This window comes from Streptomyces sp. NPDC048600, assembly GCF_055587025.1.
Genome location: NZ_JBVJGZ010000040.1, coordinates 25,187 through 52,017, shown reverse-complemented (window position 1 = coordinate 52,017; position 26,831 = coordinate 25,187). Strand labels below are relative to the sequence as shown.

22 protein-coding genes, 1 rRNA gene and 1 riboswitch are annotated in these 26,831 nt (G+C 70.1%); of the genes, 18 read left to right on the top strand and 5 right to left on the bottom strand.

Annotated elements, in window-relative coordinates:
- From rrf to ACZ6SQ_RS35040, 11 genes are all read left to right on the top strand, one after another.
- Nucleotides 1-83, top strand: a 5S ribosomal RNA gene (gene rrf / locus ACZ6SQ_RS35090); the annotation flags it as partial.
- Between the two features lie 109 nt (nucleotides 84-192).
- Nucleotides 193-801: a CDP-alcohol phosphatidyltransferase family protein gene (locus tag ACZ6SQ_RS35085; protein ID WP_469569450.1), complete on the top strand. Its 609-nt coding sequence runs from the start codon at nucleotides 193-195 to the stop codon at nucleotides 799-801.
- 116 nt (nucleotides 802-917) lie between these two features.
- A complete protein-coding gene (locus ACZ6SQ_RS35080; RefSeq protein WP_389321989.1) occupies nucleotides 918-3,413 on the top strand; it encodes a sugar phosphate nucleotidyltransferase in 2,496 nt (831 codons plus the stop codon).
- 140 nt (nucleotides 3,414-3,553) lie between these two features.
- Nucleotides 3,554-4,477: a DUF881 domain-containing protein gene (locus tag ACZ6SQ_RS35075; protein WP_469569448.1), complete on the top strand. Its 924-nt coding sequence runs from the start codon at nucleotides 3,554-3,556 to the stop codon at nucleotides 4,475-4,477.
- A complete protein-coding gene (locus ACZ6SQ_RS35070; protein ID WP_003988855.1) occupies nucleotides 4,474-4,806 on the top strand; it encodes a small basic family protein in 333 nt (110 codons plus the stop codon). The genes ACZ6SQ_RS35075 and ACZ6SQ_RS35070 overlap by 4 nt, the downstream gene beginning before the upstream one ends.
- Before the next feature lie 5 nt (nucleotides 4,807-4,811).
- Nucleotides 4,812-5,642: a DUF881 domain-containing protein gene (locus tag ACZ6SQ_RS35065; protein ID WP_469569445.1), complete on the top strand. Its 831-nt coding sequence runs from the start codon at nucleotides 4,812-4,814 to the stop codon at nucleotides 5,640-5,642.
- Nucleotides 5,643-5,703: 61 nt separating this feature from the next.
- A complete protein-coding gene (locus ACZ6SQ_RS35060; RefSeq protein ID WP_469569443.1) occupies nucleotides 5,704-6,666 on the top strand; it encodes an FHA domain-containing protein in 963 nt (320 codons plus the stop codon).
- A gap of 42 nt (nucleotides 6,667-6,708) precedes the next feature.
- Nucleotides 6,709-7,446, top strand: a complete 738-nt coding sequence (gene ftsR / locus ACZ6SQ_RS35055; RefSeq protein ID WP_469569441.1) for a transcriptional regulator FtsR — start codon at nucleotides 6,709-6,711, stop codon at nucleotides 7,444-7,446.
- 349 nt (nucleotides 7,447-7,795) lie between these two features.
- Nucleotides 7,796-8,269, top strand: a complete 474-nt coding sequence (locus tag ACZ6SQ_RS35050; RefSeq protein ID WP_004002801.1) for a bifunctional nuclease family protein — start codon at nucleotides 7,796-7,798, stop codon at nucleotides 8,267-8,269.
- A 261-nt stretch (nucleotides 8,270-8,530) separates the two neighbouring features.
- Nucleotides 8,531-9,211 carry a MerR family transcriptional regulator gene (locus ACZ6SQ_RS35045; RefSeq protein WP_469569439.1) on the top strand — a complete coding sequence of 227 codons (681 nt, stop codon included), beginning with the start codon at nucleotides 8,531-8,533 and terminating at the stop codon, nucleotides 9,209-9,211.
- A 95-nt stretch (nucleotides 9,212-9,306) separates the two neighbouring features.
- Complete coding sequence (locus tag ACZ6SQ_RS35040) at nucleotides 9,307-10,662, top strand: DNA polymerase IV (protein WP_469569437.1); 1,356 nt, start codon at nucleotides 9,307-9,309, stop codon at nucleotides 10,660-10,662.
- Nucleotides 10,663-10,965: 303 nt separating this feature from the next.
- Here ACZ6SQ_RS35040 and ACZ6SQ_RS35035 read toward each other — a convergent pair whose 3' ends face one another.
- On the bottom strand, nucleotides 10,966-11,340 hold the full coding sequence (locus ACZ6SQ_RS35035) for a PRC-barrel domain-containing protein (RefSeq protein ID WP_386383569.1): 375 nt from the start codon (nucleotides 11,338-11,340) through the stop codon (nucleotides 10,966-10,968).
- A 113-nt stretch (nucleotides 11,341-11,453) separates the two neighbouring features.
- A riboswitch (glycine riboswitch) is annotated at nucleotides 11,454-11,549 on the top strand.
- 174 nt (nucleotides 11,550-11,723) lie between these two features.
- Between ACZ6SQ_RS35035 and gcvP the strand changes: the two genes are divergently transcribed.
- Nucleotides 11,724-14,609, top strand: a complete 2,886-nt coding sequence (gene gcvP / locus ACZ6SQ_RS35030; RefSeq protein WP_469569433.1) for an aminomethyl-transferring glycine dehydrogenase — start codon at nucleotides 11,724-11,726, stop codon at nucleotides 14,607-14,609.
- Nucleotides 14,610-14,746: 137 nt separating this feature from the next.
- Here gcvP and ACZ6SQ_RS35025 read toward each other — a convergent pair whose 3' ends face one another.
- Entirely contained in the window at nucleotides 14,747-15,148 is a 402-nt protein-coding gene (locus ACZ6SQ_RS35025) for a TOBE domain-containing protein (protein WP_469569430.1), read from the bottom strand.
- 146 nt (nucleotides 15,149-15,294) lie between these two features.
- Nucleotides 15,295-17,250 (bottom strand): APC family permease, encoded by a 1,956-nt coding sequence (locus ACZ6SQ_RS35020; RefSeq protein WP_469569428.1) that lies wholly within the window; start codon nucleotides 17,248-17,250, stop codon nucleotides 15,295-15,297.
- A gap of 472 nt (nucleotides 17,251-17,722) precedes the next feature.
- Between ACZ6SQ_RS35020 and kdpF the strand changes: the two genes are divergently transcribed.
- The 4 genes from kdpF to ACZ6SQ_RS35000 are packed head-to-tail and all read left to right on the top strand — an operon-like array spanning nucleotide 17,723 to nucleotide 22,297.
- The gene (gene kdpF / locus ACZ6SQ_RS35015) at nucleotides 17,723-17,812 is read left to right on the top strand and encodes a K(+)-transporting ATPase subunit F (protein WP_009326374.1); all 90 of its coding nucleotides are present in this window, start codon (nucleotides 17,723-17,725) and stop codon (nucleotides 17,810-17,812) included.
- Between the two features lie 7 nt (nucleotides 17,813-17,819).
- The gene (kdpA, locus tag ACZ6SQ_RS35010) at nucleotides 17,820-19,481 is read left to right on the top strand and encodes a potassium-transporting ATPase subunit KdpA (protein WP_469569423.1); all 1,662 of its coding nucleotides are present in this window, start codon (nucleotides 17,820-17,822) and stop codon (nucleotides 19,479-19,481) included.
- Nucleotides 19,481-21,598, top strand: coding sequence for a potassium-transporting ATPase subunit KdpB (kdpB, locus tag ACZ6SQ_RS35005; RefSeq protein ID WP_469569421.1), 2,118 nt, complete (start codon nucleotides 19,481-19,483; stop codon nucleotides 21,596-21,598). Before kdpA ends, kdpB begins: the two co-directional genes overlap by 1 nt.
- Before the next feature lie 9 nt (nucleotides 21,599-21,607).
- On the top strand, nucleotides 21,608-22,297 hold the full coding sequence (locus tag ACZ6SQ_RS35000; RefSeq protein WP_469569418.1) for a potassium-transporting ATPase subunit C: 690 nt from the start codon (nucleotides 21,608-21,610) through the stop codon (nucleotides 22,295-22,297).
- Between the two features lie 149 nt (nucleotides 22,298-22,446).
- Here ACZ6SQ_RS35000 and ACZ6SQ_RS34995 read toward each other — a convergent pair whose 3' ends face one another.
- Both ACZ6SQ_RS34995 and ACZ6SQ_RS34990 read right to left on the bottom strand, forming a co-directional pair.
- A complete protein-coding gene (locus tag ACZ6SQ_RS34995) occupies nucleotides 22,447-22,653 on the bottom strand; it encodes a DUF5999 family protein (RefSeq protein WP_386383582.1) in 207 nt (68 codons plus the stop codon).
- A 477-nt stretch (nucleotides 22,654-23,130) separates the two neighbouring features.
- Nucleotides 23,131-23,721 (bottom strand): hypothetical protein, encoded by a 591-nt coding sequence (locus tag ACZ6SQ_RS34990; protein ID WP_469569416.1) that lies wholly within the window; start codon nucleotides 23,719-23,721, stop codon nucleotides 23,131-23,133.
- Between the two features lie 562 nt (nucleotides 23,722-24,283).
- On the opposite strand from ACZ6SQ_RS34990, the gene ACZ6SQ_RS34985 reads away from it, so the two are divergent.
- Both ACZ6SQ_RS34985 and ACZ6SQ_RS34980 read left to right on the top strand, forming a co-directional pair.
- Nucleotides 24,284-25,801 (top strand): glutamate-cysteine ligase family protein, encoded by a 1,518-nt coding sequence (locus tag ACZ6SQ_RS34985; RefSeq protein ID WP_469569414.1) that lies wholly within the window; start codon nucleotides 24,284-24,286, stop codon nucleotides 25,799-25,801.
- Nucleotides 25,802-25,923: 122 nt separating this feature from the next.
- Complete coding sequence (locus tag ACZ6SQ_RS34980) at nucleotides 25,924-26,724, top strand: CPBP family intramembrane glutamic endopeptidase (RefSeq protein WP_469569454.1); 801 nt, start codon at nucleotides 25,924-25,926, stop codon at nucleotides 26,722-26,724.
- Nucleotides 26,725-26,831 lie beyond the last annotated feature (107 nt).

The window sequence follows — 26,831 nt, the reverse complement described above, 5'->3', positions numbered from 1 at the left end:
ACATTCCGAACCCGGAAGCTAAGCCTTACAGCGCCGATGGTACTGCAGGGGGGACCCTGTGGGAGAGTAGGACGCCGCCGAACAATTCTTATAGCTCCGGCCCCTGGGTGAATAGCCCAGGGGCCGGAGCTTTTTTGCGTTGAGGTAAGGTCAGGGGGCATCATCGGCACGTTTACCGCAGGAGGCCCCCGGTTGGAGGTCCAGGAGACCCGCGTCCAGACGGACAGGGTGTTCACCATCCCGAACATCCTCAGCATGGCGCGACTGCTCGGAGTGCCGCTCTTCCTGTGGCTGATCCTGAGGCCCGAGTTCGGGGGCCCGAAGAGTGACGGATGGGCGCTTCTCGTCCTCATGCTCAGCGGGATCACCGACTATCTGGACGGGAAGCTGGCGCGGCGGTGGAACCAGATCAGCAGCCTCGGCCGGCTCCTGGACCCCGCGGCCGACCGGCTCTACATTCTGTCCACCCTGGTCGGACTCACCTGGCGCGAGATTCTGCCCCTGTGGTTGACCGCGGTACTACTCGCTCGTGAGCTGGTCCTGTTGGTCATGGTGGGCATCCTCCGACGCCACGGGTATCCGCCGCCCCAGGTGAACTTCCTCGGGAAGGCGGCTACATTCAACTTGATGTACGCGTTCCCACTGCTCCTGCTCAGCGACGGAAGCGGATGGATCTCGTCACTCGGCGCCGTTTTCGGATGGGCGTTCGCAGGATGGGGTACAACGCTCTACTGGTGGGCAGGAGTCCTGTACGTGGTGCAAGTCCGCCGTCTGGTCCGTGCGGACGCCATCGCCGATTGAACTCGCGGATGGACCCGGCCGCAACGGCGCGATCGCCCGCAACGTAAAAGTGCGGGACAATTCGTAGCGGGTGAAGTCGGCTAGACCGTCGTCTCTTCGAGGAGGACGCTTCCGACATGAAGGCCGTCGTGATGGCCGGAGGCGAAGGCACACGCCTGCGCCCCATGACCTCAAGCATGCCCAAGCCGCTCCTGCCGGTGGCCAATCGGCCGATCATGGAGCATGTTCTGAGGCTGCTCAAAAGGCATGGGCTCAATGAGACCGTGGTCACCGTCCAGTTCCTGGCCTCGCTGGTCAAGAACTACTTCGGTGACGGTGAAGAACTCGGCATGGAGCTCACCTATGCCAACGAGGAGAAGCCACTCGGTACCGCCGGTAGCGTCAAGAACGCCGAAGAGGCGTTGAAGGACGACGCTTTCCTGGTCATCTCCGGTGACGCGCTCACCGATTTCGACCTGACCGAGCTCATCAATTTCCACAAGGAGAAGGGTGCACTCGTCACCGTCTGTCTGACGCGTGTGCCCAATCCGCTGGAATTCGGCATCACCATCGTCGACGAAGAGGGAAAGGTCGAGCGCTTCCTCGAGAAGCCGACCTGGGGACAGGTCTTCTCCGACACGGTGAACACGGGCATCTACGTGATGGAGCCCGAGGTATTCAATTATGTCGAGGCCGATGTGCCCGTCGACTGGTCCGGCGATGTCTTCCCTCAGCTGATGAAGGAGGGCAAGCCGGTCTACGGATTCGTGGCCGAGGGCTATTGGGAGGACGTCGGCACGCACGAGAGCTACGTCAAGGCACAGGCCGACGTGCTCGAACGCAAGGTCGACGTGGAGATCGACGGTTTCGAGATCTCACCGGGCGTCTGGGTGGCCGAGGGCGCCGAGGTGCACCCCGACGCCGTTCTGCGCGGGCCGCTGTACATCGGCGACTACGCCAAGGTCGAGGCCGGCGCGGAGATTCGCGAGCACACCGTCGTCGGGTCCAACGTGGTCGTCAAGAGCGGCGCGTTCCTGCACAAGGCCGTGGTGCACGACAACGTGTACGTCGGGCAGCACAGCAATCTCCGCGGCTGTGTCGTCGGGAAGAACACCGACATCATGCGGGCGGCCCGGATCGAGGACGGCGCGGTCATCGGAGACGAGTGCCTGATCGGTGAAGAATCGATCGTTCAGGGCAACGTCCGGGTCTATCCCTTCAAGACGATCGAGGCCGGCGCATTCGTCAACACCTCGGTCATCTGGGAGTCCAGAGGCCAGGCGCATCTCTTCGGCGCCCGCGGTGTCTCCGGGATTCTGAACGTGGAGATCACACCCGAGCTGGCCGTGCGGCTGGCCGGTGCCTACGCGACCACGCTGAAGAAGGGCTCGACCGTCACGACCGCCCGTGACCACTCGCGTGGCGCGCGTGCGCTGAAGCGGGCCGTCATCTCCGCGTTGCAGGCGAGCGCCATCGACGTACGCGACCTGGAGAACGTACCGCTGCCCGTGGCGCGGCAGCAGACGGCCCGGGGGAGCGCCGGCGGGATCATGATCCGGACGTCGCCCGGGGTGCCGGACTCGGTGGACATCATGTTCTTCGACAGTCAGGGCGCGGATCTCTCGCAGGGCAGTCAGCGCAAGCTGGACCGGGTGTTCGCGCGTCAGGAGTACCGGCGGGCGTTCCCGGGCGAGATCGGGGACCTGTACTTCCCGGCGAGTGTCTTCGACTCGTACACCGGCTCGCTGCTGAGGAACGTCGACACGACCGGGATCGCCGAGTCGGGGCTGAAGGTCGTCGTCGACGCGTCGAACGGCAGCGCCGGACTGGTGCTGCCGAGTCTGCTGGGCAAGCTCGGGGTGGACTCGCTGACGATCAATCCGGGTCTCGACGAGTCCCGGCCGACCGAGTCGGCCGAGACACGGCGGTCCGGCCTGGTGCGTCTCGGCGAGATCGTGGCGTCCGCTCGGGCGGCGTTCGGCGTGCGGTTCGACCCGGTCGGCGAGCGGCTGTCGCTCGTGGACGAGAAAGGGCGCATCGTCGAGGACGACCGGGCTCTGCTGGTGATGCTCGACCTGGTGGCAGCTGAGCGGCGCAGCGGGCGGGTGGCGCTGCCGGTGACGACCACGCGTATCGCCGAGCAGGTGGCGGCGTACCACGGGACGCAGGTCGAGTGGACGACGACATCGCCGGACGACCTCACGCGCGTCGGCCATGACGAGTCGACCATCTTCGGCGGTGACGGCAAGGGCGGCTTCATCGTCCCCGAGTTCAGCAGCGTCTTCGACGGTACGGCGGCCTTCGTGCGGCTGATCGGGCTGGTGGCGCGGACGCAGCTCACCCTGAGCCAGATCGACGCCCGGATTCCGCGTGCGCACGTCCTCAAGCGCGATCTGGCGACCCCGTGGGCGGTCAAGGGTCTCGTGATGCGGAGGGTCGTCGAGGAGGCCGGAGACCGCTTCGTGGACACCACGGACGGTGTACGGGTCGTGGAGACGGACGGGCGCTGGGTCATGGTCCTGCCCGACCCGGCCGAGGCCGTCACCCATCTGTGGGCGGAGGGGCCGGACGACGCGTCGGCGCAGGCCCTGCTCGACGAGTGGTCGGCCGTGGTGGACAGCGCCGGGCGGTGACAGCGCGGTCCGCGGGGCGTCCGGCGGTGTTCGCCGGACGGTGAGAAGGCGCCACGCGCGCGTGCCGGACAGGTGCCCTCTGGGCGCCTGTCCGGCACGTCCGTGGGGCCATTCGGAGGTACCGGCCACGACGTGCGACGATGTGCGGCATGTCGCAGCCCCCCGTTCGGAGCAGTCCGACGCGCGCCCCGCGTCCGGACGCGTCCATGTCGCTGCTCACCAACGTGATGGATCACAGCCTGGACGACGGCTACGCGGAGGCTACGGCCCGCAAGGCCGCCGCCGGCGAGGGGGGACTGCCCAGGACACTCCGGGCGAAGCTGGGCCTGGCCGCCGGTCTGGTGCTCGCGGCCCTCGTGGTGACCGTGGGCGCCGCACAGGCGCGGGTCGCGGCCCCTGTGGTGGCCAAGGAGCGCGAGGAGCTGATCGACCGCATCGGGCGCGAGACCGACGCCGCGGACGAGCTCGAGAAGTCCGTGGACGAGCTGCGGGACGACGTGGGCGCGCGGCAGCGCGAGGCACTCAAGGACAGCGGCGGCAGCGGCCAGGCGGATCTGGTGGGCGTCCTGTCGGGTGCCGTGGAGGTCCACGGGCCCGGCGTGAAGCTGGTCGTCGACGACGCCAAGGGGACCTCCGACGGCGGGGACGCCAATCCGCGAGGGACGTCCAGCTTCTCCGACACGGGCCGGGTGCGCGACCGTGATCTCCAGCGCGTGGTGAACGGGCTGTGGGAATCGGGCGCCGAGGCCGTCTCCATCAACGGGCAGCGGCTGACGGCGCTGTCCGCGATCAGGGCCGCGGGCGACGCGATACTGGTCGACAACAGGCCGCTGGTGCCGCCGTACACGGTGCTCGCGGTGGGGGACGGCAAGGGGCTCAAGACCGCCTTCCAGGACAGCGCGGACGGTGTGTATCTGCATGTCCTCCAGGAGAGCTACGGGATCCGTACCGCCATCTCGTCGGAGGACGAGCTGCGGTTGCCCGCCGCGCCCAGCGTGATCGTCCGTACCGCACAGCCGATAACCGAGACAGCACAGCCGCAAGCTGAGAAGGGCACATCGTGATCGCCGTACTGGGCCTCGTCGTGGGAGTCGTGGCCGGCCTGTTGGTCCGGCCTGAGGTTCCGGCGGTGGTCGAGCCTTATCTGCCGATCGCCGTCGTGGCGGCGCTGGACGCCGTGTTCGGCGGTCTGCGGGCCATGCTCGACGGGATCTTCGACGACAAGGTCTTCGTGGTGTCGTTCCTGTCGAACGTCGTGGTCGCCGCCCTGATCGTGTTCCTCGGGGACAAGCTGGGCGTGGGCGCGCAGCTGTCCACGGGTGTGGTGGTCGTGCTCGGCATCCGGATCTTCTCCAACGCGGCCGCGATCCGCCGTCACGTCTTCCGGGCGTGAGGCCGATGAGCGACCAGGACGAGACGGCCGAGAACCGGCTGCGCAAGGAACTGCCCGAAGAGGTGCCCGTGGCGCCTCCCGTCGAGCCCGCGGAGGAGCCGGCGGAGCCCGTGCTCACGGGTCGCCAGCGGCTGGTGAAGGGGCTGTGGCCGCCGCGTGTCAGCCGGGCCCAACTCATCGTCGCCCTGCTGTTGTTCGGTCTGGGCTTCGGTCTCGCCGTGCAGGTCGCGTCCAACAGCGACGACGACACCGCCCTGCGCGGAGCGCGCCAGGAAGATCTTGTGCGCATCCTCGATGAACTGGATGACCGTACTCAGCGTCTTGAGGACGAGAAGCAGGGTCTCGAGAAGCAGCGGGACGAGCTGGAGAACAGCTCCGACCAGGCGGAGGAGGCCCGCAGGCAGACGATCGAGAAGGAGAGGCAACTCGGCATCCTGGCGGGCACGGTGGCCGCCCAGGGGCCCGGTATCACGATGACGATCGACGACACGAAGGGCACCGTCGAGGCCGACATGCTGCTCGACGCCGTCCAGGAGCTGCGCGCGGCCGGTGCCGAGGCGATCCAGGTGAACGGCGTGCGGGTGGTGGCCGGGACGTACCTCACGGATTCCGGCAACTCTGTGAGCGTCGACGGGAACAAGATCAACGCGCCCTATCGTTTCCAGGTCATCGGCAAGCCTCAGGACCTCGAACCGGCACTCAACATCCCAGGAGGCGTGGTGCAGACGCTGGAGAAGGAGCAGGCCACCGTTACGGTTGAGCGTTCGGACAAGATCATCGTGGACGCCTTGCGGCCCGCGAAGCAGCCTGACTACGCTCGGTCGTCCTCCCAGTGAACCGGGGGTGCATGGGGGGCGTCCGTCGAGGGCAAGAGGTTGCGGGGGGTCGCCGCACCGAATGGGTGGTGCGTGGTGGAAACTGTCTGGTGGTTACGGACGTTGTCATGATGTCCGACTCGGCCAGAGTGTGCAGTCAGGGTTCGTCCTGCCCCACGGGCGGGTCTATTTCGGTCAAGGGGAATCGCCCGTGAAGTTGTTTGCGAAGTTGTTCGGCAAGAGCGCGCGAGACGGCGGCGACAACAGCGCCACCGCTCGTCATCGCGCCCAGCCCGACGCCGAAGGCCAGCGGCCGCTGTTCCGTGACCAGGTCGCTGGTCCGGGCGGCGACATTTCCGGCGGTCCGGGCGCGCCGTCGGTTGACCCTGCCCAGGTGGGCGGCATAGGTTTCGGCCAACCGTCGACCCCAGGTGCGGGTGGAGGATATGCCGCCGACCCGTACGCGTCCAACGCCCCGGCGGGGCAGCCGCGGCAGGAGGATCCGTCCATGTCGGCCCTGGTGTGCCAGAGGTGCGGTAACCGCAACCCGGAGAACAGCCGCTTCTGCTCCAACTGCGGTGCTCCGCTGCGGGCAGGCGCGGCCCCGGAGCGTCCGTCCGAGACGACGTCCACGATCTCCATCAGCGGGCTCGAGGCCTACGACGCCGAGGTGACCGGCCAGACGCAGGTGCCGGCGCTGTCGCCCGAGGCGCAGGCCGCGGTCGACGCGCTGCCGCTGGGTTCGGCGCTGCTGGTCGTGCGCCGCGGTCCGAACTCGGGCAGCCGCTTCCTGCTGGACGGCGAGCTGACCACGGCCGGCCGGCACCCGCAGAGCGACATCTTCCTGGACGACGTGACGGTCTCGCGCCGCCACGTGGAGTTCCGGCGCAGCCCCGACGGCTCGTTCACCGTCGCCGACGTGGGCAGCCTGAACGGCACGTACGTCAACCGCGAGCGGATCGACCAGGTAGGCCTGCACAACGGCGACGAGGTGCAGATCGGTAAGTACCGGCTCGTCTTCTACGCGAGCCGCCAGGGCATCTGACCCGCCCCGGACCCAGGTCCGGGGGACCCCCAGGGAAGGTCCATGCTTCAAACACCGAGCGGCGGTGCCGGGAGTGGCACCGCCGCGGCGGACAGTGGACTGATGAGCATCGGCACGGTGCTGAACGCGCTGCGCGACGAGTTCCCCGAAGTCACCATCTCCAAGATTCGTTTCCTGGAGGCGGAGGGGCTCATCGAACCGCAGCGCACCCCTTCGGGGTACCGCAAGTTCAGCGTGAGTGACGTCGAGCGTCTCGGTCATGTGCTGCGGATGCAGCGGGACCACTATCTGCCGCTCAAGGTGATTCGCGAGTATCTCGAAGCCGTGGCGCGCGGCGAGGACGTGCGGCTTCCGGCCGTCGGCCGTCAGCGCGACGGCGAGGCCCTGCCGGAGGCAGCGGAGGGGCCCACGGCGGCCCGGATCGGGCGGGCGGAGCTGCTCGCCGCGGCCGGGATCGAGGAGTCCGAGCTGGTGGAATGGGAGTCCTACGGGCTGATCTCACCGCTGCCGGAGGGCGTGTACGACGCCGAGACGGTGACCGTGGCGACCCTGGTGGCCGAGCTGGGGCGGTTCGGGATCGAGCCGCGGCACCTGCGGGTGATGAAGGCGACCGCCGACCGTGAGGCCGGGCTGGTGGACCAGGTGGTGGCTCCGCTCAGGCGTCACCGCAATCCGCAGACCAGGGCCCATGCGGAGGCCCGTACGAAGGAGCTGGCCGGGCTCACGGTGAAGCTGCATTCGGCGCTGGTGCAGACGGCGCTCGGGGTGCGCCTGCCCTGAGGCATGGCCGCCCGCCGGGACCGGAGACGGGGTCCCGACGGGGTCGGGCGTGCGGCCATGGTGCCGCTCGGTGACCGGGGCGGGAACGGCCTCGCGGTTAGAGCGGTGACGAACCCGGCGTGGGCCGGTGGCCCGGGTGTCGACGGACCGGGCATGAGGTCCGAGGCCCGGACGGCGCCGGCTCGGAAGGGCGTTTCCCCGGGTCGGCCGCGGAGTGGATCATCGGGCGGCTCCCGGGCTGGTGGGTGACCGGATCGGTCGCCTTCGCGGCGTCCCACGCCCCGCGGGAACAGCCTCCTGTGCCGGGCCCGACTACCCAAACGTCCCGGGCACGGCCTAGGGTTGCTGTGTGAACGAGCTCGATGTCGTAGGTGTCCGGGTCGAAATGCCCTCCAACCAACCGATCGTGCTCCTGCGCGAAGTGGGAGGCGACCGCTACCTCCCCATCTGGATCGGGCCGGGGGAGGCGACGGCCATCGCCTTCGCGCAGCAGGGCATGGCCCCCGCACGGCCGCTCACTCACGACCTGTTCAAGGACGTGCTGGAGGCCGTCGGCCAGGAGCTCACCGAGGTGCGCATCACGGACCTGCGTGAGGGCGTCTTCTACGCCGAGCTGGTCTTCGCCAGCGGGGTCGAGGTGAGCGCCAGGCCGTCCGACGCCATAGCGCTGGCCCTGCGCACCGGAACGCCGATCTATGGCAGTGACGGGGTGCTGGACGACGCGGGGATCGCGATCCCGGACGAGCAGGAGGACGAGGTCGAGAAGTTCCGCGAGTTTCTCGACCAGATCTCGCCCGAGGACTTCGGCACCAGCAGCCAGTGAGGCGCGGTCGGACCGGCGCCCGGAGGATGTCTGCAGTGCTCGACGGGCCGTCCGGGGACACCGCCGCCTCGGCACATGCCAGCGGCGATTGAGAGCGTCCTGCGGCCTCCCGCGAGTGCATTCGGCTAGCCTTTCCCCGCGGTGGGGCACGGGAAACCACTCCTAGGGTGATTATCACTCGGCGTGCCGAGTGTGGCGATCGTTGACGCACCCTTGGTGACTGCCTACCGTCGAGAGGGCAGGTCAAGGACGGAGGTCGGCGTGAGAAGCAGCGGCGACGGTACGGCTGGGGGTGCCCCCGGACGCGGTCTGGGGGAGAGCGGCCCGTACCCTCCCCAGGGCTCTCGGCTGCACTCCAGCCGCGGATGTCCCGATCACGGCAGCGCGTCCGGTCATACCGCTCAACGGCCCACGGCCGTGCCCGACGGCGGGGCGGCGCAGGGGGCGGCCGAGGAGGTCGGCTACCGGGGTCCGACGGCCTGTGCGGCCGCCGGCATCACCTACCGCCAACTGGACTACTGGGCGCGCACCGGACTGGTCGAGCCCAGCGTGCGGCCCGCATACGGGTCGGGGACACAGCGGCTCTACAGCTTCCGGGACGTCGTCGTCCTGAAGATCGTCAAGCGGTTCCTGGACACCGGGGTCTCGCTCCAGAACATCCGCAGCGCCGTCCAGCATCTGCGTGAGCGCGGGTTCCGCGATCTGGAGCGCATGACGCTGATGAGCGACGGCGCCACCGTCTACGAGTGCACCTCGCCCGACGAGGTGCACGCCCTGCTGCAGGGCGGTCAGGGCGTTTTCGGGATCGCCGTCGGCGTGGTCTGGCGGGACGTCGAGAGCGCGCTGTCCCAGCTTCACGGGGAGCGCATCGACACCGGGGAGACGCTCGTCGGGCACAACCCGGCGGACGAACTGGCCCGGCGGCGCAACAAGGCGGTGTAGCCCGCGGCTGGAACGTCGAGTTCCGGCAGCGCCCCAGGTGAGACTCTCCGCCCTGCGCCGGGGCATTGTCAGTGGTGTGGTGCAGCATCGGAGATGTGAGAACCGCGCCCACGATCCTGCATCTCGACATGGATGCCTTCTTCGCCTCGGTGGAGCAGGCGTCCAAGCCGAGTCTGCGCGGGAAGGCCGTGATCGTGGGCGGGCTCGGGCCGCGCGGGGTGGTGGCGACCTGCTCGTACGAGGCCCGGGTGTTCGGGGTGCACTCGGCGATGCCGATGGCTCAGGCGCGGCGGCTGGCGCCCAACGCCGCGTATCTGGTGCCGAGGTTCGCGCTGTACCGGGCGGTCAGCGAGCAGGTGATGACGCTGCTGCGGGCCTTGTCGCCGCTGGTGGAGCCGCTGAGCCTGGACGAGGCGTTCGTGGACCTGGAGGCCGGTGAGGCGGCCTGGGACGCCGGTTCGGCACGGCTGAGCGGGGCCAAGCTGCGCGCGGACATACGGGCCGTCACCGGGCTCACGGGCTCGGTCGGGCTTGCGGCCTCCAAGATGCTGGCGAAGATCGCCTCCGAGCAGGCCAAACCGGACGGGCTGGTGCTGATCGAGCCGGGCACCGAGCGGGCGCTGCTCGGGCCGATGTCCGTGCGGACGCTGCCCGGGGTGGGGCCCGCGACGGGCGACCACCTGAGACGGGCGGGCATCCACACGGTCGGGGAGCTCGCCGAGGCCGGTGAGGACGAGCTGGTGCGGCTGGTCGGCAAGGCGCACGGGCACGCGCTGTACGCGATGGCGCTCGCGCGCGACGAGCGGTCCGTGGTGGCCGAGCGGGAGACCAAGTCGGTGTCCGTCGAGGACACCTACGACGTGGACATCCACGACCGGGTGCGGGTCGGGCTGGAGGTGCAGCGGCTGGCCGACCGCTGCGTACGGCGGCTGCGGGGGGCCGGGCTGTCCGGGCGGACGATCCAGCTCAAGGTGCGGCGGTACGACTTCTCGACCCTGACCCGGTCCGAGACGTTGCGGGGGCCCACCGACGACCCGGTGGTGGTGCGGGAGGCCGCGCTGCGGCTGCTGGAGGCCGTCGACACCACGGGTGGGGTGCGGCTGCTCGGGGTCGGGGTGAGCGGCCTGGCCGACTTCACCCAGGAGGACCTGTTCGCGCAGGCCGCGGAGGAGGCTGAGCAGGCGGCCGAGGAGGAGTCGGGCGAGGAACGGCCGAAGGAGGCCGAGGAGCCTCAGGAGCGGCGGTGGGCCCCGGGGCGCGACGTCCACCACGCCGAGCACGGGCACGGGTGGGTGCAGGGCAGTGGTCTGGGGCGGGTCACGGTGCGGTTCGAGACGCCGACGTCGGAGGTGGGGCGGGTGCGGACGTTCAGGGTCGAGGACCCTGCTCTTTCTGTGGCGGAGCCGTTGCCGCTGGTGCGGGGCCCTGCCGGGCGGGGTGCCTGGGCGTAGTGGTCGACGGGTGTGCGCCCTGGCGTGGAGGGGTTCGGCTGCGGGCCGGTTGTGGCTGTTGCGCAGTTCCCCGCGCCCCTTAGGGGGTGGTGGTGCTGCCTTGTGGTGGGGGTGTGGGGCGGTTTCGGCTGCGGGTCGGGTGGCTGGTTGCGCAGTTCCCCGCGCCTCTTAGGGGTGGTGGGGGATGGGTGGGGCTACTCGGACTTCGGCTGCGGGTCGTGGGTGGTTGGTTGTGCAGTTTCCCGCGCCCCTTAGGAAGGCATGGTTGCGGGCCCCGGGTCCTCTTGGTGGGGGAGGGGTGGGTTAGGCGGGGTCTTCCTTGCCTGCGATGTTTCCGAAGTCGCGGTCGGGGAGCGGGGGAGGTGGGGCCACGTCCAGGCCGTAGTGGTGGTAGAGCTGGAGTTCCTGTTCGGGGGAGAGATGGCGGCCCACTCCGAAGTCGGGTGCGTCCTTGATCAGGGCTCGCTCGAAGGGGACGTGGAGTGTGCCCTCGATCAGTTCGCTGGGCTCCAGGGGGACGAAGGCGTCCCTGGAGAAGAGGCCGGTGCGTATGGCCGCCCATTCCGGCACACCGGTCGCGTCGTCGAGGTACACCTCGTCGATCGTGCCGATCTTCGTGCCGTTGCGGTCGAACGCCTTGCGGCCGATCAGGTTGCGCGGATCGATGTCGGTCTGCACGAGCCCTCCACTTGGTCGGCACTCATCCGTAAGCACTACGAAAGAGCACATTGGTGACCCCGGCCACTCGAAGGCCCGCTCGGGAACCGCGCTGGTAGGCTTGCAGAGGCTGCTGACCCCGTGCGGGAGAGTCCTCCGGTAGTTGTCGGAGGCGCCGAAGGAGCAAATCCTCCCCGGAATCTCTCAGGCCCACGTACCGCACGGACGAGGTCACTCTGGAAAGCAGGGCGGGTGTTCACGGTCCGCTCTCACCGACGGTGAAAGCCGGGTGCCATCGAGGCGTCCGGTGAAGCTCTCAGGTTGAGATGACAGAGGGGGAGGCCGTCGGGGTACCAGCGCCGTGGTACCCCTCGAAGGTCGCGTCAGACCAGGAGGCCTCCGCAATGACCGCCCAGCGCACGCCGCTCTCCGAGCTCGAACAGGGCATTCCCTTCGAGCAGCGCCACATCGGGCCCGACCAGGAGGCGCGGGCCAAGATGCTCGCGCACGTCGGTTACGGCTCCCTCGACGAGCTCACCGCCGCCGCGGTACCCGATGTGATCAAGAACGCCGATGCCCTGGACCTGCCGGGCGCGCGGACCGAGGCCGAGGTGCTCGCCGAGCTGCGCTCGCTGGCCGACCGCAACCAGGTCCTCGGTTCCATGATCGGTCTGGGCTACTACGGCACCTTCACGCCGCCGGTGATCCTGCGCAACGTCATGGAGAACCCGGCCTGGTACACGGCATACACCCCGTACCAGCCCGAGATCTCGCAGGGCCGCCTCGAGGCGCTGCTGAACTTCCAGACCATGGTCGCCGAGCTGACCGGCCTGCCCACCTCCGGCGCCTCCCTGCTGGACGAGGGCACCGCGGCCGCCGAGGCCATGGCGCTGTCCCGGCGCATGGGCAAGAACAAGAAGGGCCTCTTCCTGATCGACGCGGACGTGCTGCCGCAGACGATCGCCGTGATCGAGACCCGCGCCGAGCCGACCGGTGTCGAGGTCGTCGTCGCCGACCTGAGCGAGGGCATCCCGGCCGAGATCGCCGGGCGCGAGATCAACGGTGTGCTGGTCCAGTACCCGGGCGCCTCCGGTGCCGTGCGGGACATCAAGCCGGTCATCGACCAGGCCCATGAGCTCGGCGCGCTGGTGACCGTAGCCGCCGACCTGCTCGCGCTGACGCTGCTGAAGTCGCCGGGCGAGCTGGGCGCGGACATCGCGATCGGCACGACCCAGCGCTTCGGTGTGCCGATGGGCTTCGGCGGACCGCACGCCGGCTACATGGCCGTGCACGAGAAGTTCGCGCGCAGCCTGCCCGGCCGCCTCGTCGGCGTGTCCGTGGACGCGGACGGGAACAAGGCGTACCGGCTGGCCCTGCAGACGCGTGAGCAGCACATCCGCCGTGAGAAGGCCACCAGCAACATCTGCACCGCCCAGGTGCTCCTCGCCGTGATGGCCGGCATGTACGCCGTCTACCACGGCCCCGAGGGGCTGAAGGGCATCGCACGGCGCACCCAGCGCTACGCCACGATCCTCGCCGCGGGCCTGGCCGGCGGCGGTGTCGAGCTGGTGCACGGCGCGTTCTTCGACACGGTCACCGCGCGCGTGCCCGGCCGTGCCGCCGAGGTCGCCGCCGCCGCGCGGGCGAACGGTGTCAACCTGCACCTCGTCGACGCCGACCAGGTGTCGCTCTCCTGCGACGAGACCACCACCCGCGAGCAGCTCGCCGCGGTCTGGGCGGCCTTCGGCGTCGAGGGCGACGTTGCGGCGCTGGACGCGGCCACCGAGGACGCGCTGCCGGCCGTGCTGCTGCGCACCGACGACTACCTCGCCCACCCCGTCTTCCACCAGCACCGCTCCGAGACGGCGATGCTGCGCTACCTGCGCAAGCTGTCCGACCGCGACTACGCGCTGGACCGCGGCATGATCCCGCTGGGCTCCTGCACCATGAAGCTCAACGCGACCACCGAGATGGAGCCGGTCACCTGGCCCGAGTTCGGTCAGCTGCACCCCTTCGCGCCCGAGGAGCAGGCCGAGGGCTACCTCACGCTCATCCACGAGCTGGAGGACCGCCTCGCCGAGGTCACCGGCTACGACAAGGTCAGCCTCCAGCCCAACGCGGGCTCGCAGGGTGAGCTGGCCGGTCTGCTCGCCGTCCGCGGGTACCACCGCGCCAACGGCGACGAGCAGCGGACCATCTGCCTGATCCCGTCCTCCGCGCACGGCACCAACGCCGCCAGCGCGGTGATGGCGGGCATGAAGGTCGTCGTCGTGAAGACCGCCGAGGACGGCGAGATCGACGTCGAGGACCTGCGGGCGAAGATCGAGCAGTACCGCGACCAGCTGTCGGTGCTGATGATCACCTACCCGTCGACGCACGGTGTGTTCGAGGAGCACGTCGCCGACATCTGCGCCCAGGTGCACGAGGCCGGCGGCCAGGTGTACGTCGACGGCGCCAACCTCAACGCCCTGGTGGGCCTGGCCAAGCCGGGTCACTTCGGCGGCGACGTCTCGCACCTCAACCTGCACAAGACGTTCTGCATCCCGCACGGCGGCGGTGGCCCGGGTGTCGGTCCGGTGGCCGTCCGGTCCCACCTCGCGCCGTACCTGCCCAACCACCCGCTCCAGCCGTCCGCCGGCCCGGAGACGGGCGTCGGGCCGATCTCGGCCGCCCCGTGGGGTTCCGCGGGCATCCTGCCGATCTCGTGGGCGTACGTCCGGCTCATGGGCGGCGAGGGCCTGAAGCGTGCCACGCAGGTGGCCGTGCTCTCCGCGAACTACATCGCCAAGCGCCTGGAGCCGCACTTCCCGGTGCTGTACACCGGCCCCGGCGGGCTCGTCGCGCACGAGTGCATCATCGACCTGCGGCCGCTGACCAAGGCGACCGGCGTGAGCGTGGACGACGTCGCCAAGCGGCTCATCGACTACGGCTTCCACGCGCCGACCATGTCCTTCCCGGTGGCCGGCACGCTGATGATCGAGCCGACCGAGTCCGAGGACATCATCGAGCTGGACCGGTTCTGCGACGCGATGATCGCCATCCGCGCGGAGATCGAGAAGGTCGGCGCGGGCGAGTGGCCCGCCGAGGACAACCCGCTGTACAACGCCCCGCACACCGCGGGCGCGCTGGGCGGGGAGTGGGCGCACGCGTACTCCCGCGAGGAGGCCGTGTTCCCGGCCGGTGTGTCGGTGGCCGACAAGTACTGGCCGCCGGTGCGCCGGATCGACCAGGCGTTCGGTGACCGGAACCTGGTGTGCTCCTGCCCGCCGCTGGACGCGTACGAGGACTGACGGCCGGTGGTCCGGGGCCCGAGGCCCTGAGATCGGTCACGGAGAGGCCCTGCCCCCTCGGGGGTGGGGCCTCTCCGCGTACGGGGCCGGCACCGCATGTCGATGAAGCGACCTGGAGGCCGTGCGGCCGCCGGAGGTCAGGTGCGGTCGATGTGGACGTTTGTCGACTTCACCCGGGCCGTGGCCTCCATGCCCACCTCCAGGCCGAGTTCCTCCACGGCCTCGCGGGTCAGCAGGGAGACCAGACGGTGCGGGCCCGCCTGGATCTCGACCTGGGCGGCGACGTCGCCGAGCTTGATCGCGGTGACGATCCCGGGGAAGGCGTTGCGGGCCGAGGTGTACGGCGGTTCGTCGCCCTCGGCGGCGGGCGACGCCTTGGCCAGCTCCACGGAGAACGCGGCGAGATCGCGGCCCTGGATGACACGACGGCCGCTGTCGTCGCGATGGGTGGCCACGCGGCCGGCGTCGGCCCAGCGGCGGGCGGTGTCGGGGCTCACGCCGAGCAGCCGGGCGGCCTGTCCGATGGTGTAGGACTGCATGCCCGTCACGATAGGAGGTCGCCCGCCGGTGATCGACTCCGGCTCCACGGGACGCGCCCGGCCGTCGGTGCGTCGCGGCACCCACGAACTATCGGTACGTCGGGACACCCAGGAGCCGTCGGGCCGTCGTGTCCGCTCCCGAACCGTCAGCCCGTGTGCACCCGCGGGCGGCGTGCCGGGTCCGGCTCCGCCTCGCGCAGCACCTCGCGGGTGACCGGCGCGACCTCGCCCTGGCCGAACAGGAAGAAGCGCAGGAAGTTGGCGAAGGGGTCGCCCTCGGTCCACTCGAAGTAGATGTGGGGCGTGCGGCCGGTCATGTCGCGGGCGTGCAGCAGCAGCGCGGCCAGGGCGTTGGGGATCGAGGACGACTCCATGGTCAGCACGCGGTAGCGGCCGTGCATGACCTCGCCGCGGACGCTCAGGCTGGACTCGAACTCGGAGGGATCGCCGACCGTGACCTCCAGGAAGACGAAGTCGTCCTGCTCGCTCAGGTCGTTGTCGGTCCGGATCTGCTCGATCTTGTCGCGGTACTCGGCCACGTCCCGCGCGTCGGGCTCGTTGGCGATGAACCGGATCTTGCGGGTGGCGATGTCCCGGACGAACCGCTGCGCCATGTCGTCGAGCGTCACGTCCGTCACGCGCACTTCGAAGGCGCGCATCAGCCGCGACAGCATGGAGATGAGGATGATCTCCGCGATGAAGGCGGCGCTGATCTTCACGCCGTCGGGGCGCTCGATGATGTTGACGATCGTCGTGTAGAGGAAGACGACGGAGATGACGCCGAACCCGATGGTCCAGTTGCGCTGGCCGGCCTTGCGGGCGGCGATGGTCACCGCGATGGCCGCGGAGCAGATCAGGACCAGGACGCCGGTCGCGTAGGCGCCGCCCTGGGCGTCGACGTCGGCGTCGAAGATCCAGGTGACCAGGAAGGCCTGGAGCGTGAAGATCAGGACCATCGGGCGCACCGCGCGGGCCCAGTGCGGGGCCATGCCGTAGCGGGGGAGATAGCGCGGCATCAGATTGAGCAGGCCCGCCATGGCGGAGGCGCCGGCGAACCACAGGATGGCGATGGTGGCGACGTCGTAGACCGTGCCGAAGGCGTTGCCCAGGTACTCGTGCGCCAGATAGGCGAGCGCGCGGCCGTTCGCCTGCCCTCCCGGCTCGAACTCCTTCTCGGGGATCAGGAGCGTGGTGATGAAGCTGCTGGTGATGAGGAAGCAGCTCATGATCAGCGCGGAGGTGGTGAGCAGCTTCTTGGCGCCACGGATACGGCCGGCGGGGTTCTCCTCGGTGTCGGCCGGGTCGCCCTTGATGTGGGGCATGACCGCGACGCCGGTCTCGAAGCCGGACAGGCCGAGGGCGAGCTTGGGGAAGACGATCAGGGCCATGCCGATCATCACGAAGACGTTGCCGTGCTCGGCGGTCAGGGCGTCGGACCAGTCGGTGACGACATGGCCCTCGGTGGCGACGTGCCAGAGACCGACCGTCACCACGACCGCGTTGAGTACGAGGTACACCCCGACCAGGGCGACCGCCACGCCGATCGCCTCCAGGAACCCCTTGAGGAACACCGCGCCCAGCAGGGCGACCAGGACCAGGGTGATCACCATCTGCTTGTCGTGCAGGGCGTCGTTGAGATGGGGGTTCTCGACCAGGTGGGTCGAGGCGTCGGCGGCCGACAGGGTGATGGTGATCAGGAAGTCCGTCGCCGCGAAGCCCAGCAGGGTCAGGACGAACAGCTTGCCCTTCCAGAACGTCAGCAGCCGTTCCAGCATGGCGATCGAGCCCTGGCCGTGCGGGCTCTCCTCGGCCACCCTGCGGTACACCGGCAGGGCGCCGGCCAGGGTGACGAGGACCAGCACGACGGTCGCGATCGGTGACAGCAGACCGGCCGCGAGCGCGGCGATGCCCGGCTGGTAGCCGAGAGTCGAGAAGTAGTCGACACCTGTCAGGCACATCACGCGATACCAGGGCTGACCCGGATGCTCGAGCCTGGACTCGGCCGGCCGTTCGGCCTGCCCGCGTCCCTTCCCCATGTCCGAGAGCCCTTCCAGCATCCAGGCCCGCAGGCGGCTGGGCGGGCGGTGCTCGGTCGTGGCCATCGGAGTGCTCCTGGTGTGCGCGTCCGTGGACGGCTGGGCGTACGGTTCCCGCCATCACGCGACGGCGCGACCAGCGTAAGCGGAGAGTGATCTACGGGCCTGCGGTTGGGCATCAAGCTTCCGTTAAAACTGGCTGCTCAGATGAGGGTGAGGGGCCCGGGTGCGGGTCCGGACGCACGGGGGAGTGCGCGGCGGTCGGCGACTGAGCGTCACCGTGCTCCGCGACGGCGGCACGGCTGCCGACGTGACAGGGCGGCGCGCAGAGGCCGTAAGAGGGGCGTCAAAGGCGGGCGGCGGGCCGTAAGAGAGGCGTCAACGGCGGTCGTTTCCGGCCGTGGAGGAGGTTCGCTCGAAGCGTTCCTGTCCGACCGAGCCCACTCCAGGAGTTCACGATGGCCGATCTGGCCTTCGTCGTCATCACCGTCGCGGCCTTCGCGCTGGTGGTCCTCGTCGCCAAGGGGGTGACCAGGCTGTGACCGCCGAGAACGTCGTCGGCCTCGTCGTGGCCGTCGCCCTGCTGGGCTATCTCGTCCTCGCCCTGATCTTCCCGGAGAGGTTCTGAGAGCCGCATGGGTCCCGTAACCGCCGGCGTGCTCCAGCTGGTCGCCCTGATCGGCGCGCTCGCCCTCGTCCACGCCCCCCTCGGCAGCCATATGGCGAGGGTCTACTCGTCCGACCGGCACTGGCACGTCGAGAAGTGGATCTACAAGGGGATAGGCGCCGACCCCGACCGCGAGATGCGCTGGCCCGCGTATCTGCGCGCTGTTCTGGCCTTCTCCGTGACCGGGGTCGTCCTCCTCTACGCCCTCCAGCGGCTCCAGGGCGTCCTGCCCGGCTCGCTCGGCTTCGACTCGATCGACCCGGACCAGGCCTTCAACACGGCCGTCTCCTTCGTGACCAACACCAACTGGCAGTCGTACTACGGCGAACAGGCCATGGGCCATGTCGTGCAGACCGCCGGACTGGCCGTGCAGAACTTCGTGTCGGCCGCGGTGGGCATGGCCGTGGCGATCGCGCTGGTGCGCGGCTTCGCGAGGTCCCGCACCGGTGAACTCGGCAACTTCTGGGCCGACCTGGTGCGCGGCACAGTACGTGTCCTGGTGCCGCTGGCGTTCCTCGCCGCGGTCGCCCTGGTGGCGTGCGGTGTGCTCCAGAACTTCTCCGGCATCCACGAGGTCGGCCAGTTCATGGGCGGCTCGCAGCAGTGGAACGGCGGCGCGGTCGCCTCCCAGGAGGCCATCAAGGAACTGGGCACCAACGGCGGTGGCTACTTCAACGCCAACTCCGCCCACCCGTTCGAGAATCCGACCCCGTTCTCCAATCTGCTGGAGATCTTCCTGATCCTCGTCGTCCCGTTCTCCCTGACCCGCACCTTCGGGATCATGGTCGGCTCGGTGAAGCAGGGCTACGCGATCCTCGCCACGATGGTCGCCATCTGGCTCGGCTTCACCGCCCTGATGATGTGGACCGAATTCGCCCACCACGGACCGGCGTTCGAGCTGGCCGCAGGCGCGATGGAGGGCAAGGAGGTCCGGTTCGGCGTCGGCGGCTCGTCGATCTTCGCCGTGGCGACCACGCTCACCTCGACCGGCGCGGTGAACTCCTTCCACTCCTCCTTCACCGGCCTCGGCGGAGGTATCACGATGCTCGGCATGATGCTGGGCGAGATCGCGCCCGGCGGAGTCGGCTCCGGCCTCTACGGGATGCTGGTCATGGCGGTCATCGCGGTGTTCATCGCCGGACTGATGGTCGGCCGCACCCCCGAGTACCTCGGCAAGAAGATCGGCACCCGCGAGATCAAGCTGGCGGCCCTCTACATCCTGGTCACCCCGGCCCTGGTGCTGGTGTTCACCGCCCTGGCGATGGCCCTGCCGACCCCGCCGCACTCGATGACCAACAGCGGGGCGCACGGCTTCTCCGAGATCCTCTACGCCTACACCTCCGCCTCGAACAACAACGGCTCGGCCTTCGCCGGGCTCAACGCGGACACCCAGTGGTTCAACAGCACCCTGGGCCTGGCCATGCTGTTCGGCCGTTTCGTGCCGATGGTGCTCGTCCTGGCGCTGGCCGGCTCGCTCGCCCGGCAGACCCCCGTGCCGGCCACCGCGGGCACCCTGCGCACCGAGAAGCCGCTGTTCACCGGTCTGTTGGTGGGGGCGGTCCTGATCATCACGGGTCTCACCTACTTCCCCGCCCTCGCGCTGGGCCCGCTCGCCGAGGGGCTGGCGTGATGACCACTCGTACCGAAAGCGATGAGGACGCCATGTCCACTTCCACCCTGGCGCCGCGCCAGGACGTGCCCGGCGGGCACCCGGCACCCGAGCGGCGCGTCGGCGCCGGACTCTTCGACCCCGGGCAGCTGGGCCGGTCGCTGCCGGACGCCCTGCGCAAGCTCGATCCGCGGGTGATGGTCAAGTCCCCCGTGATGTTCGTGGTGTGGGTCGGCTCGCTGCTGACCACCGCCTTCGCGTTCAATGACCCGGGAGACTGGTTCGGCTGGGCGATCAGCGCCTGGCTCTGGCTCACCGTGGTCTTCGCGAACCTCGCGGAGGCGGTCGCCGAGGGCCGCGGCAAGGCGCAGGCCGCCACCCTGCGCAGGGCCAGGACCGACTCGGTGGCACGCAGGGCCGACGGGACCGTGGTCCCGGGCACCGAGCTGCGGATCGGTGACCTGGTCGTCTGCGAGGCCGGTGACGTGATCCCCGGCGACGGCGACGTCGTCGAGGGCGTGGCGTCCGTCGACGAGTCGGCGATCACCGGCGAGTCGGCGCCCGTCATCCGCGAGTCCGGCGGCGACCGCAGTGCCGTCACGGGCGGCACCAAGGTGCTCTCCGACCGGATCGTCGTCCGGATCACGACCAGACCGGGCGAGACCTTCATCGACCGCATGATCGGCCTGGTCGAGGGCGCGGACCGGCAGCGGACGCCCAACGAGATCGCGCTGAACATCCTGCTCGCCTCGCTGACGATCGTCTTCCTGCTCGCCTGTGCCACGCTGCCGCCCTTCGCGGACTACGCGGGCACGCGGCTGACCATGGTCGTCCTGGTCGCGCTGCTGGTCTGCCTGATCCCGACCACGATCGGCGCGCTGCTCTCCGCGATCGGCATCGCGGGCATGGACCGGCTGGTCCAGCGCAATGTGCTCGCCATGTCGGGGCGTGCCGTGGAGGCCGCCGGTGACGTCTCCACCCTGTTGCTCGACAAGACCGGCACCATCACCCTCGGCAACCGCAGGGCCGCCGAGTTCCTGCCGGTGCGCGGCACCACCGAGGCGGAGGTCGCCGACGCCGCCCAGCTCTCCTCACTGGCCGACGAGACACCCGAGGGGCGGTCGGTCGTCGTCCTGGCGAAGGAGAGGTACGGCCTGCGCGAGCGGCACGAGGGTGAACTGGTGGACGCCGAGTGGATCGGTTTCACCGCGCAGACCCGGATGTCGGGCGTCGATGTCGGCGGCCGCAGGATCCGCAAGGGCGCGGCGGGTGCGGTCGTCGCCTGGGTGCGCGAGCGCGGCGGCGCCGTCGCGGGGGACGCGAGCCAGGTCGCCGACCGGATCGCCGCGGCGGGCGGTACACCGCTGCTGGTGGCCGTGGACGACGAGCGGGGCGCGCGCGTCCTGGGCGTCGTCCACCTCAAGGACGTCGTCAAGGACGGCATGCGCGAGCGGTTCGGGGAACTGCGCCGCATGGGCATCAGGACGATCATGATCACGGGTGACAACCCGCTGACGGCGAAGGCGATCGCCGAGGAGGCGGGTGTCGACGACTTCCTCGCCGAGGCCACCCCCGAAAACAAGATGGCCCTCATCAAGCGGGAGCAGGCCGGCGGCAAGCTGGTCGCGATGACCGGCGACGGCACCAACGACGCCCCCGCCCTCGCGCAGGCGGACGTCGGCGTGGCCATGAACACCGGGACGTCGGCCGCCAAGGAGGCCGGCAACATGGTCGACCTCGACTCCGACCCCACCAAGCTGATCGAGATCGTCGAGATCGGCAAGCAACTCCTCATCACCCGAGGGGCGTTGACCACCTTCTCCATCGCCAACGACGTCGCGAAGTACTTCGCGATCATCCCGGCGCTGTTCGCGGCCGTGTACCCGGGCCTGGACACGCTGAACATCATGCGGCTGTCCTCGCCGGACTCCGCGATCCTGTCGGCCGTCGTCTTCAACGCGCTGATCATCGTCGCGCTGGTGCCGCTGGCCCTGCGGGGTGTGCGGTACCGGCCGATGAGCGCGGACCGGATGCTGCGGCGCAACCTCGGGATCTACGGACTCGGCGGTCTGGTCGCGCCGTTCGTCGGCATCAAGCTCATCGACATGATCATCTCGCTGATTCCCGGGATCGGGTGAAGGACCCTCATGAACAACTCCGTCGTGAACACAGGCCGGTTCCTGATGGCGGCCCTGCGCGCGCTGCTGGTGCTGACCCTGGTCACCGGCGTCGTCTATCCCCTGGCCGTCCTGGGCGTCGGCCAGGCCCTGTTCCGCGACCAGGCGAACGGTTCGCAGCTGCGGGCGGACGGCAGGGTCGTCGGCTCCTCGCTGATCGGGCAGGCCTACAATCTGCCGCTGAAGAAGGGCGAGCAGACCCCGGCCGCCGATCTGAAGTGGTTCCAGGGCCGGCCGCAGAACGGCCTAGGCACCAACAGCGTCAACACCCGGTACTCACTCGTCCTGTCCGGCGCGACCAACCGGTCGGGCGACAACGACGAGCTGGTCCAGTGGGTGAAGGACGCCAAGGCCGCCGTCGTGAAGGACAACTCCGTGCCCGGTTACACGATCGAGCCGTCCGATGTGCCCGCCGACGCGGTGACGTCCTCCGGCTCGGGCTTGGACCCGGACATCTCCCCGGCCTACGCACGGCTCCAGGTCCACCGCGTCGCCGAGCGGAACGGGCTGTCCGTCGCCCGGGTGGACCGGCTGGTCGCGGACCACATCGAAGGCCGCACCCTCGGCTTCGTCGGGGAGCCGCGCGTGAACGTCCTGGAGCTCAACGTCGCACTCCGTGAGCTGGTCGGCGCGGGGCGGTCCGCCGCCGCGACTCCCTGACGTCCACCTGGCCCCCCGGGGCGTGACCGCGTTCCGTGCCCGCTCGCACCACGCGGTGTGACGGGGTGCGGACATGCGTCGGGGCCGGTGCGCGGCGAGTGCCGCGTCCGGCCCCTGTGGTGCGTCGCGCGGGCGGGTGCCCGGCGGTGTCAGGCGGCCGTCACGACCCGGCTGGTGCCCAGCGGGCGGTGCGGGGCGATGATCTGGCCGTCCGGCAGGAGCTCACCGGTGTCCTCGAAGACGACGACGCCGTTGCACAGCAGGCTCCAGCCCTGCTCCGGGTGAGCCGTCACAAGACGGGCGGACTCCCGGTCGGCGGAGTCGGCTGAAGGGCACGGTGGCTGGTGCTGGCACATGGATGGGATCTTTCGCTCTGGCGTGGTGGGTGTGATCGCTGTGGTGTCTGTCCCGCGGCGTGAAACGTCGTTCATGGCCGCCCCCCGTTGTGATAAGTCGGTCCGGAACCAAGTGTTGCCCCACGGGCGTCGATCCGCAGGGATTTCGCAGCACCGCTTCTCACCTGTTCATGACGCGTCACCCGCGCGGGCGGTTCACCTCAACCCCACTGTCCTTTCGGGTGGTTCTCGGTGGCCTCAAATGCCTAGTCAAGATGGGTGGCGGGCTTCTGGCCAGCTCCTCCGAGCGTAAACGCGCTCGCATGAGTGGGCAGTTGCGGTCCGTCGCCGGTCGTGCGCGGCTCGTGGCGGGGCGTTCTCCATGTTCTTGTGCGGCTCCTGGCGGGGCGTTCCTCCACCGCACCGCACCGCAGCCCGGCCCCGGGCATGGCCGAGCCCCGCCGCACGGACGGGTGCGGCGGGGCGGTCGAGGCCTCGTCAGGCGGGCGAGCCCAGAAGGGGCGGCGGGGCCGGGGCCACGCCACGGGTGAGCAGTGGGAGCAGCTCGGTGACCTGGTGCGGGCGATGGGCCGCGATGCCGGGTGGAGCGGGGGCCAGCGGGACGAGCAGATCCGCGGCCCCGGGGCGGCCGGCCGATCCGTCGGCCTGGCAGTCGCCGTGCAGCCACAGCGTCAGCATGTACAGGCCGGGGATCGACAGCAGGCGCGGCTGGTACGCCTGCGGCAGCGCCTCGGCCTGGCGCAGCGCCCGCTCGGTGGACGCGATGTAGGGCCCCTCGAAGAAGTGCGCGAAGGCCCAGCCGTCGGGGGTCAGCCTGGTCTCGGCGGCGGCCAGCGCGCGGTCACCGCCGAAGATCAGGAAGCGCCACCCGGCGAGCCGTGTGACGGGCGCGCCCTTGCCGGTGATCCGGTCCAGGACGTGCACGGGCAGCGGCAGTTCGGGTGTCAGGGGGCCCTGGACGGCGCGCAGGGCCGGGGTCGTGGCCTCGCGGACGGCGGTGGGGGAACCGAGGGCCGTGAGGATGGAGCGAAGTGCGGGCGAGGGAGCCTCGGGGACATGCAAGGGCATGGTGGGTCGCCTCTCTGACTCGACAGGCAGGGTGACGCGAGGGCGGGCGGACGGCGCTGTCAGCTCACGAGGTCAGAGAGGCGGAGGCCGGGGTACGTGACGAAAGGGCGGGCGGTTTCGCCGGATGACGGCTCGACGGCAAGTCCGTGCCACCGCGGGCGCCGACCTTCTCTGCCTTGTGCGCGGAGTTTATACGACGAGTGTTCGGTCGATGTTTCGTCTAGCGTTCGCCGGGAAGTCCGGCAAGGGGAAATCCGGTCCCGGATATGCGGGAGTCCTCCCGGTTCCGGTTCGCGCGCGAGGGGGTGACCTCGGACTCTGCGGTTACCGCGGTCGGCCTATTCTTGTCGGCGTTTTTCACGAGTCGCAAGACCCTGGAAACCATCCGGTGCTTGCCCGTGGAATGTGCCGCGGATCACCTAGCCGCCGTGCGGACCAGACTAGCGGGGCGGGAGCGGCCGCGGGGGCGTTACGGATCGCTCCCGCTGGGCATCATCCCCTTCCGACCCGGGAGCCCGGCGACCGGACAACCCGGCTCGCCCGCTGGAGGAGGGACGCCTCGATGGGGGAGAAGGTCGTGGCAGGAGCGTTCGACCTGTCCGATCGGCAGCGCTACCGCGACAAGCTCAGGCGGTGCCTGAGGGGACTGGAGCGACTTCTGGAGGAGAAGCGGTTCGATCGGCCCAAGAACCTCATGGGGCTGGAGATCGAATTGAATCTTGCCGGGGCCGACGGCATGCCGAGAATGTTGAATGCGCAAGTCCTCGAGCGGATCGCCAGCCGTGATTTCCAGACCGAACTGGCCACATTCAACCTGGAGGTCAACATTGCCCCGCACCGGCTGGGCGGTCGGGTTTTCGACCGGCTCGCCGAGGAACTCCGCACCGGTCTGGCATATGCCCATCGAAAAGCCGCCGAACTCGACGCCGGCATCGTGATGATCGGCATTCTGCCCACCCTGGAACGCGACGACCTGGTCTCCACGAACCTCTCTGCGGCCGACCGCTACACCCTGCTCAACGACCAGATCGTCGCCGCGCGGGGCGAGGGCTTCACCCTCGACATCGACGGGGTCGAACGCCTGACCTGCACCGCGACGTCCATCACGCCCGAGGCGGCCTGCACCTCGGTGCAGCTGCACCTCCAGTGCACGCCCGCCCGGTTCGCCGACGTCTGGAACGCCGCCCAGGTGGCCGTCGCCGCGCAGATAGCCGTCGGCGCCAACTCGCCCTTCCTGTTCGGCCGGGAGCTGTGGCGCGAGTCGCGGCCGCCGCTGTTCCTCCAGTCCACCGACACCCGCCCGCCCGAGCTCCAGGCCCAGGGCGTCCGGCCGCGCACCTGGTTCGGCGAGCGCTGGGTGAGCTCGGCGTACGAGCTGTTCGAGGAGAACCTGCGGTTCTTCCCGGCGCTGCTGCCGATCTGCGACGACGAGGACCCGCTGGAGGTGCTCGACGCGGGCGGCGTGCCCAGCCTCGCCGAACTCGTCCTGCACAACGGCACCGTGTACCGCTGGAACCGCCCGGTGTACGGGATAGCCGACGGCGTCCCGCATCTGCGCGTGGAGAACCGCGTGCTGCCCGCCGGGCCCACCGTCACGGACGTCGTCGCCAACGCAGCCTTCTACTACGGGCTGGTCCGCGCGCTGGCCGAGGAGTCACGGCCGGTGTGGACCCGGATGCCGTTCGAGACCGCCGCCGCCAACTTCGACACCGCCTGCCGCCTCGGGATCGACGCCCGCTTCCGCTGGCCCCGGCGCGGCCGTTACGGCGGCCTGGCCGAGGTGGACGCCGTCACCCTGGTCCGCGACGAACTGCTGCCGCTGGCCGAGGCCGGCCTGGACGCGTGGGGCGTGGAGCCCGCCGACCGCGACCTCTACCTCGGCGTGATCGACGAGCGCTGCCGACGGCGGGTCAACGGGGCGTCCTGGCAGGCCGCCACCTTCCACAAGGCCCGGGAGGCCGGGCTGTCCCGCCCCGAGGCGCTGGCCGCGACGACCCGCCGCTACAGCGAGCTGATGCACCTGGGCGAGCCGGTGCACACCTGGCCGGTGGGCCTGCCGGAGCCCGCGCCGCTCGGCTGAGCCGTCCGTCCCGGCGCCGCCGGGCCGCCCGCCCGGCGGCGCCCGCTCCCGCCCCTGACGCCCGTCGTACGTCCCGACAGGTGATGATGGGGCGAAACACGGGTGAGCGGCTGGAGGCTGGTGTGCAGGCGGAGGCGGGCGCGGTGGGAGAGTCCCTGCCGGGGGAGGGGCCGTCCAGGCGGATCCTGCGGGACGAGACGCTGCTCGTGCTGGCGCTCTCGCTGGGCGCGAGCGGTGTGGCCGCGCTGATCAGTTTCGTCGGTTCGGTGACCAAGCCCGGCGGGCTCAAGGACCAGGCCGCGACGCTCAACGCCTCGGCCGCGCCGGGCCGCCCCTGGCTGGACCTCGCCTGGCAGCTGTTCGGCATCACCACCGCGCTGGTGCCGGTCGCCCTGGTCGCGCACTTCCTGCTGCGCGAGGGCGCGGGCCTGCGCTCCCTCGGCTTCGACCGCACCCGTCCCTGGCCCGACCTGGGCCGGGGTGCCGCGGTCGCCGCCGTGATCGGCAGCACCGGCATCGCCTTCTACCTCGCCGCCCGCGGCCTCGGCTTCAACCTCACGGTGGTGCCCGAGGCCCTGCCGGACGTGTGGTGGAAGTACCCCGTGCTGATCCTGTCGGCCATCCAGAACGCCGTCGTGGAAGAGGTCATCGTCGTCGGCTATCTGCTGCGCCGGCTCCATCAGCTCGGCTGGTCGCCGGGCAGCTCGCTGATGGCCAGCTCGGTACTGCGCGGCTCGTACCACCTCTATCAGGGCATCGGCGGGTTCATCGGCAACATGGTGATGGGCGTGGTCTTCGTCTACCTGTACCGCCGCTGGGGCCGGGTGGGTCCGCTGGTCGTGGCGCACTCGCTGCTCGACATCGGGGCGTTCGTCGGATACGGCCTGCTGGCGGGCCGGGTGGACTGGCTGCCGACCGCCTGACCCGTCGGGGGGGGGGGGGGGGGGGGGGGGGGGGGGGGGGGGGGGGGGGGGCGGGGGGGGGGGGGGGGGGGGGGGGGGGGGGGGGGTGGGTGGGGGGGGGTGGGGGC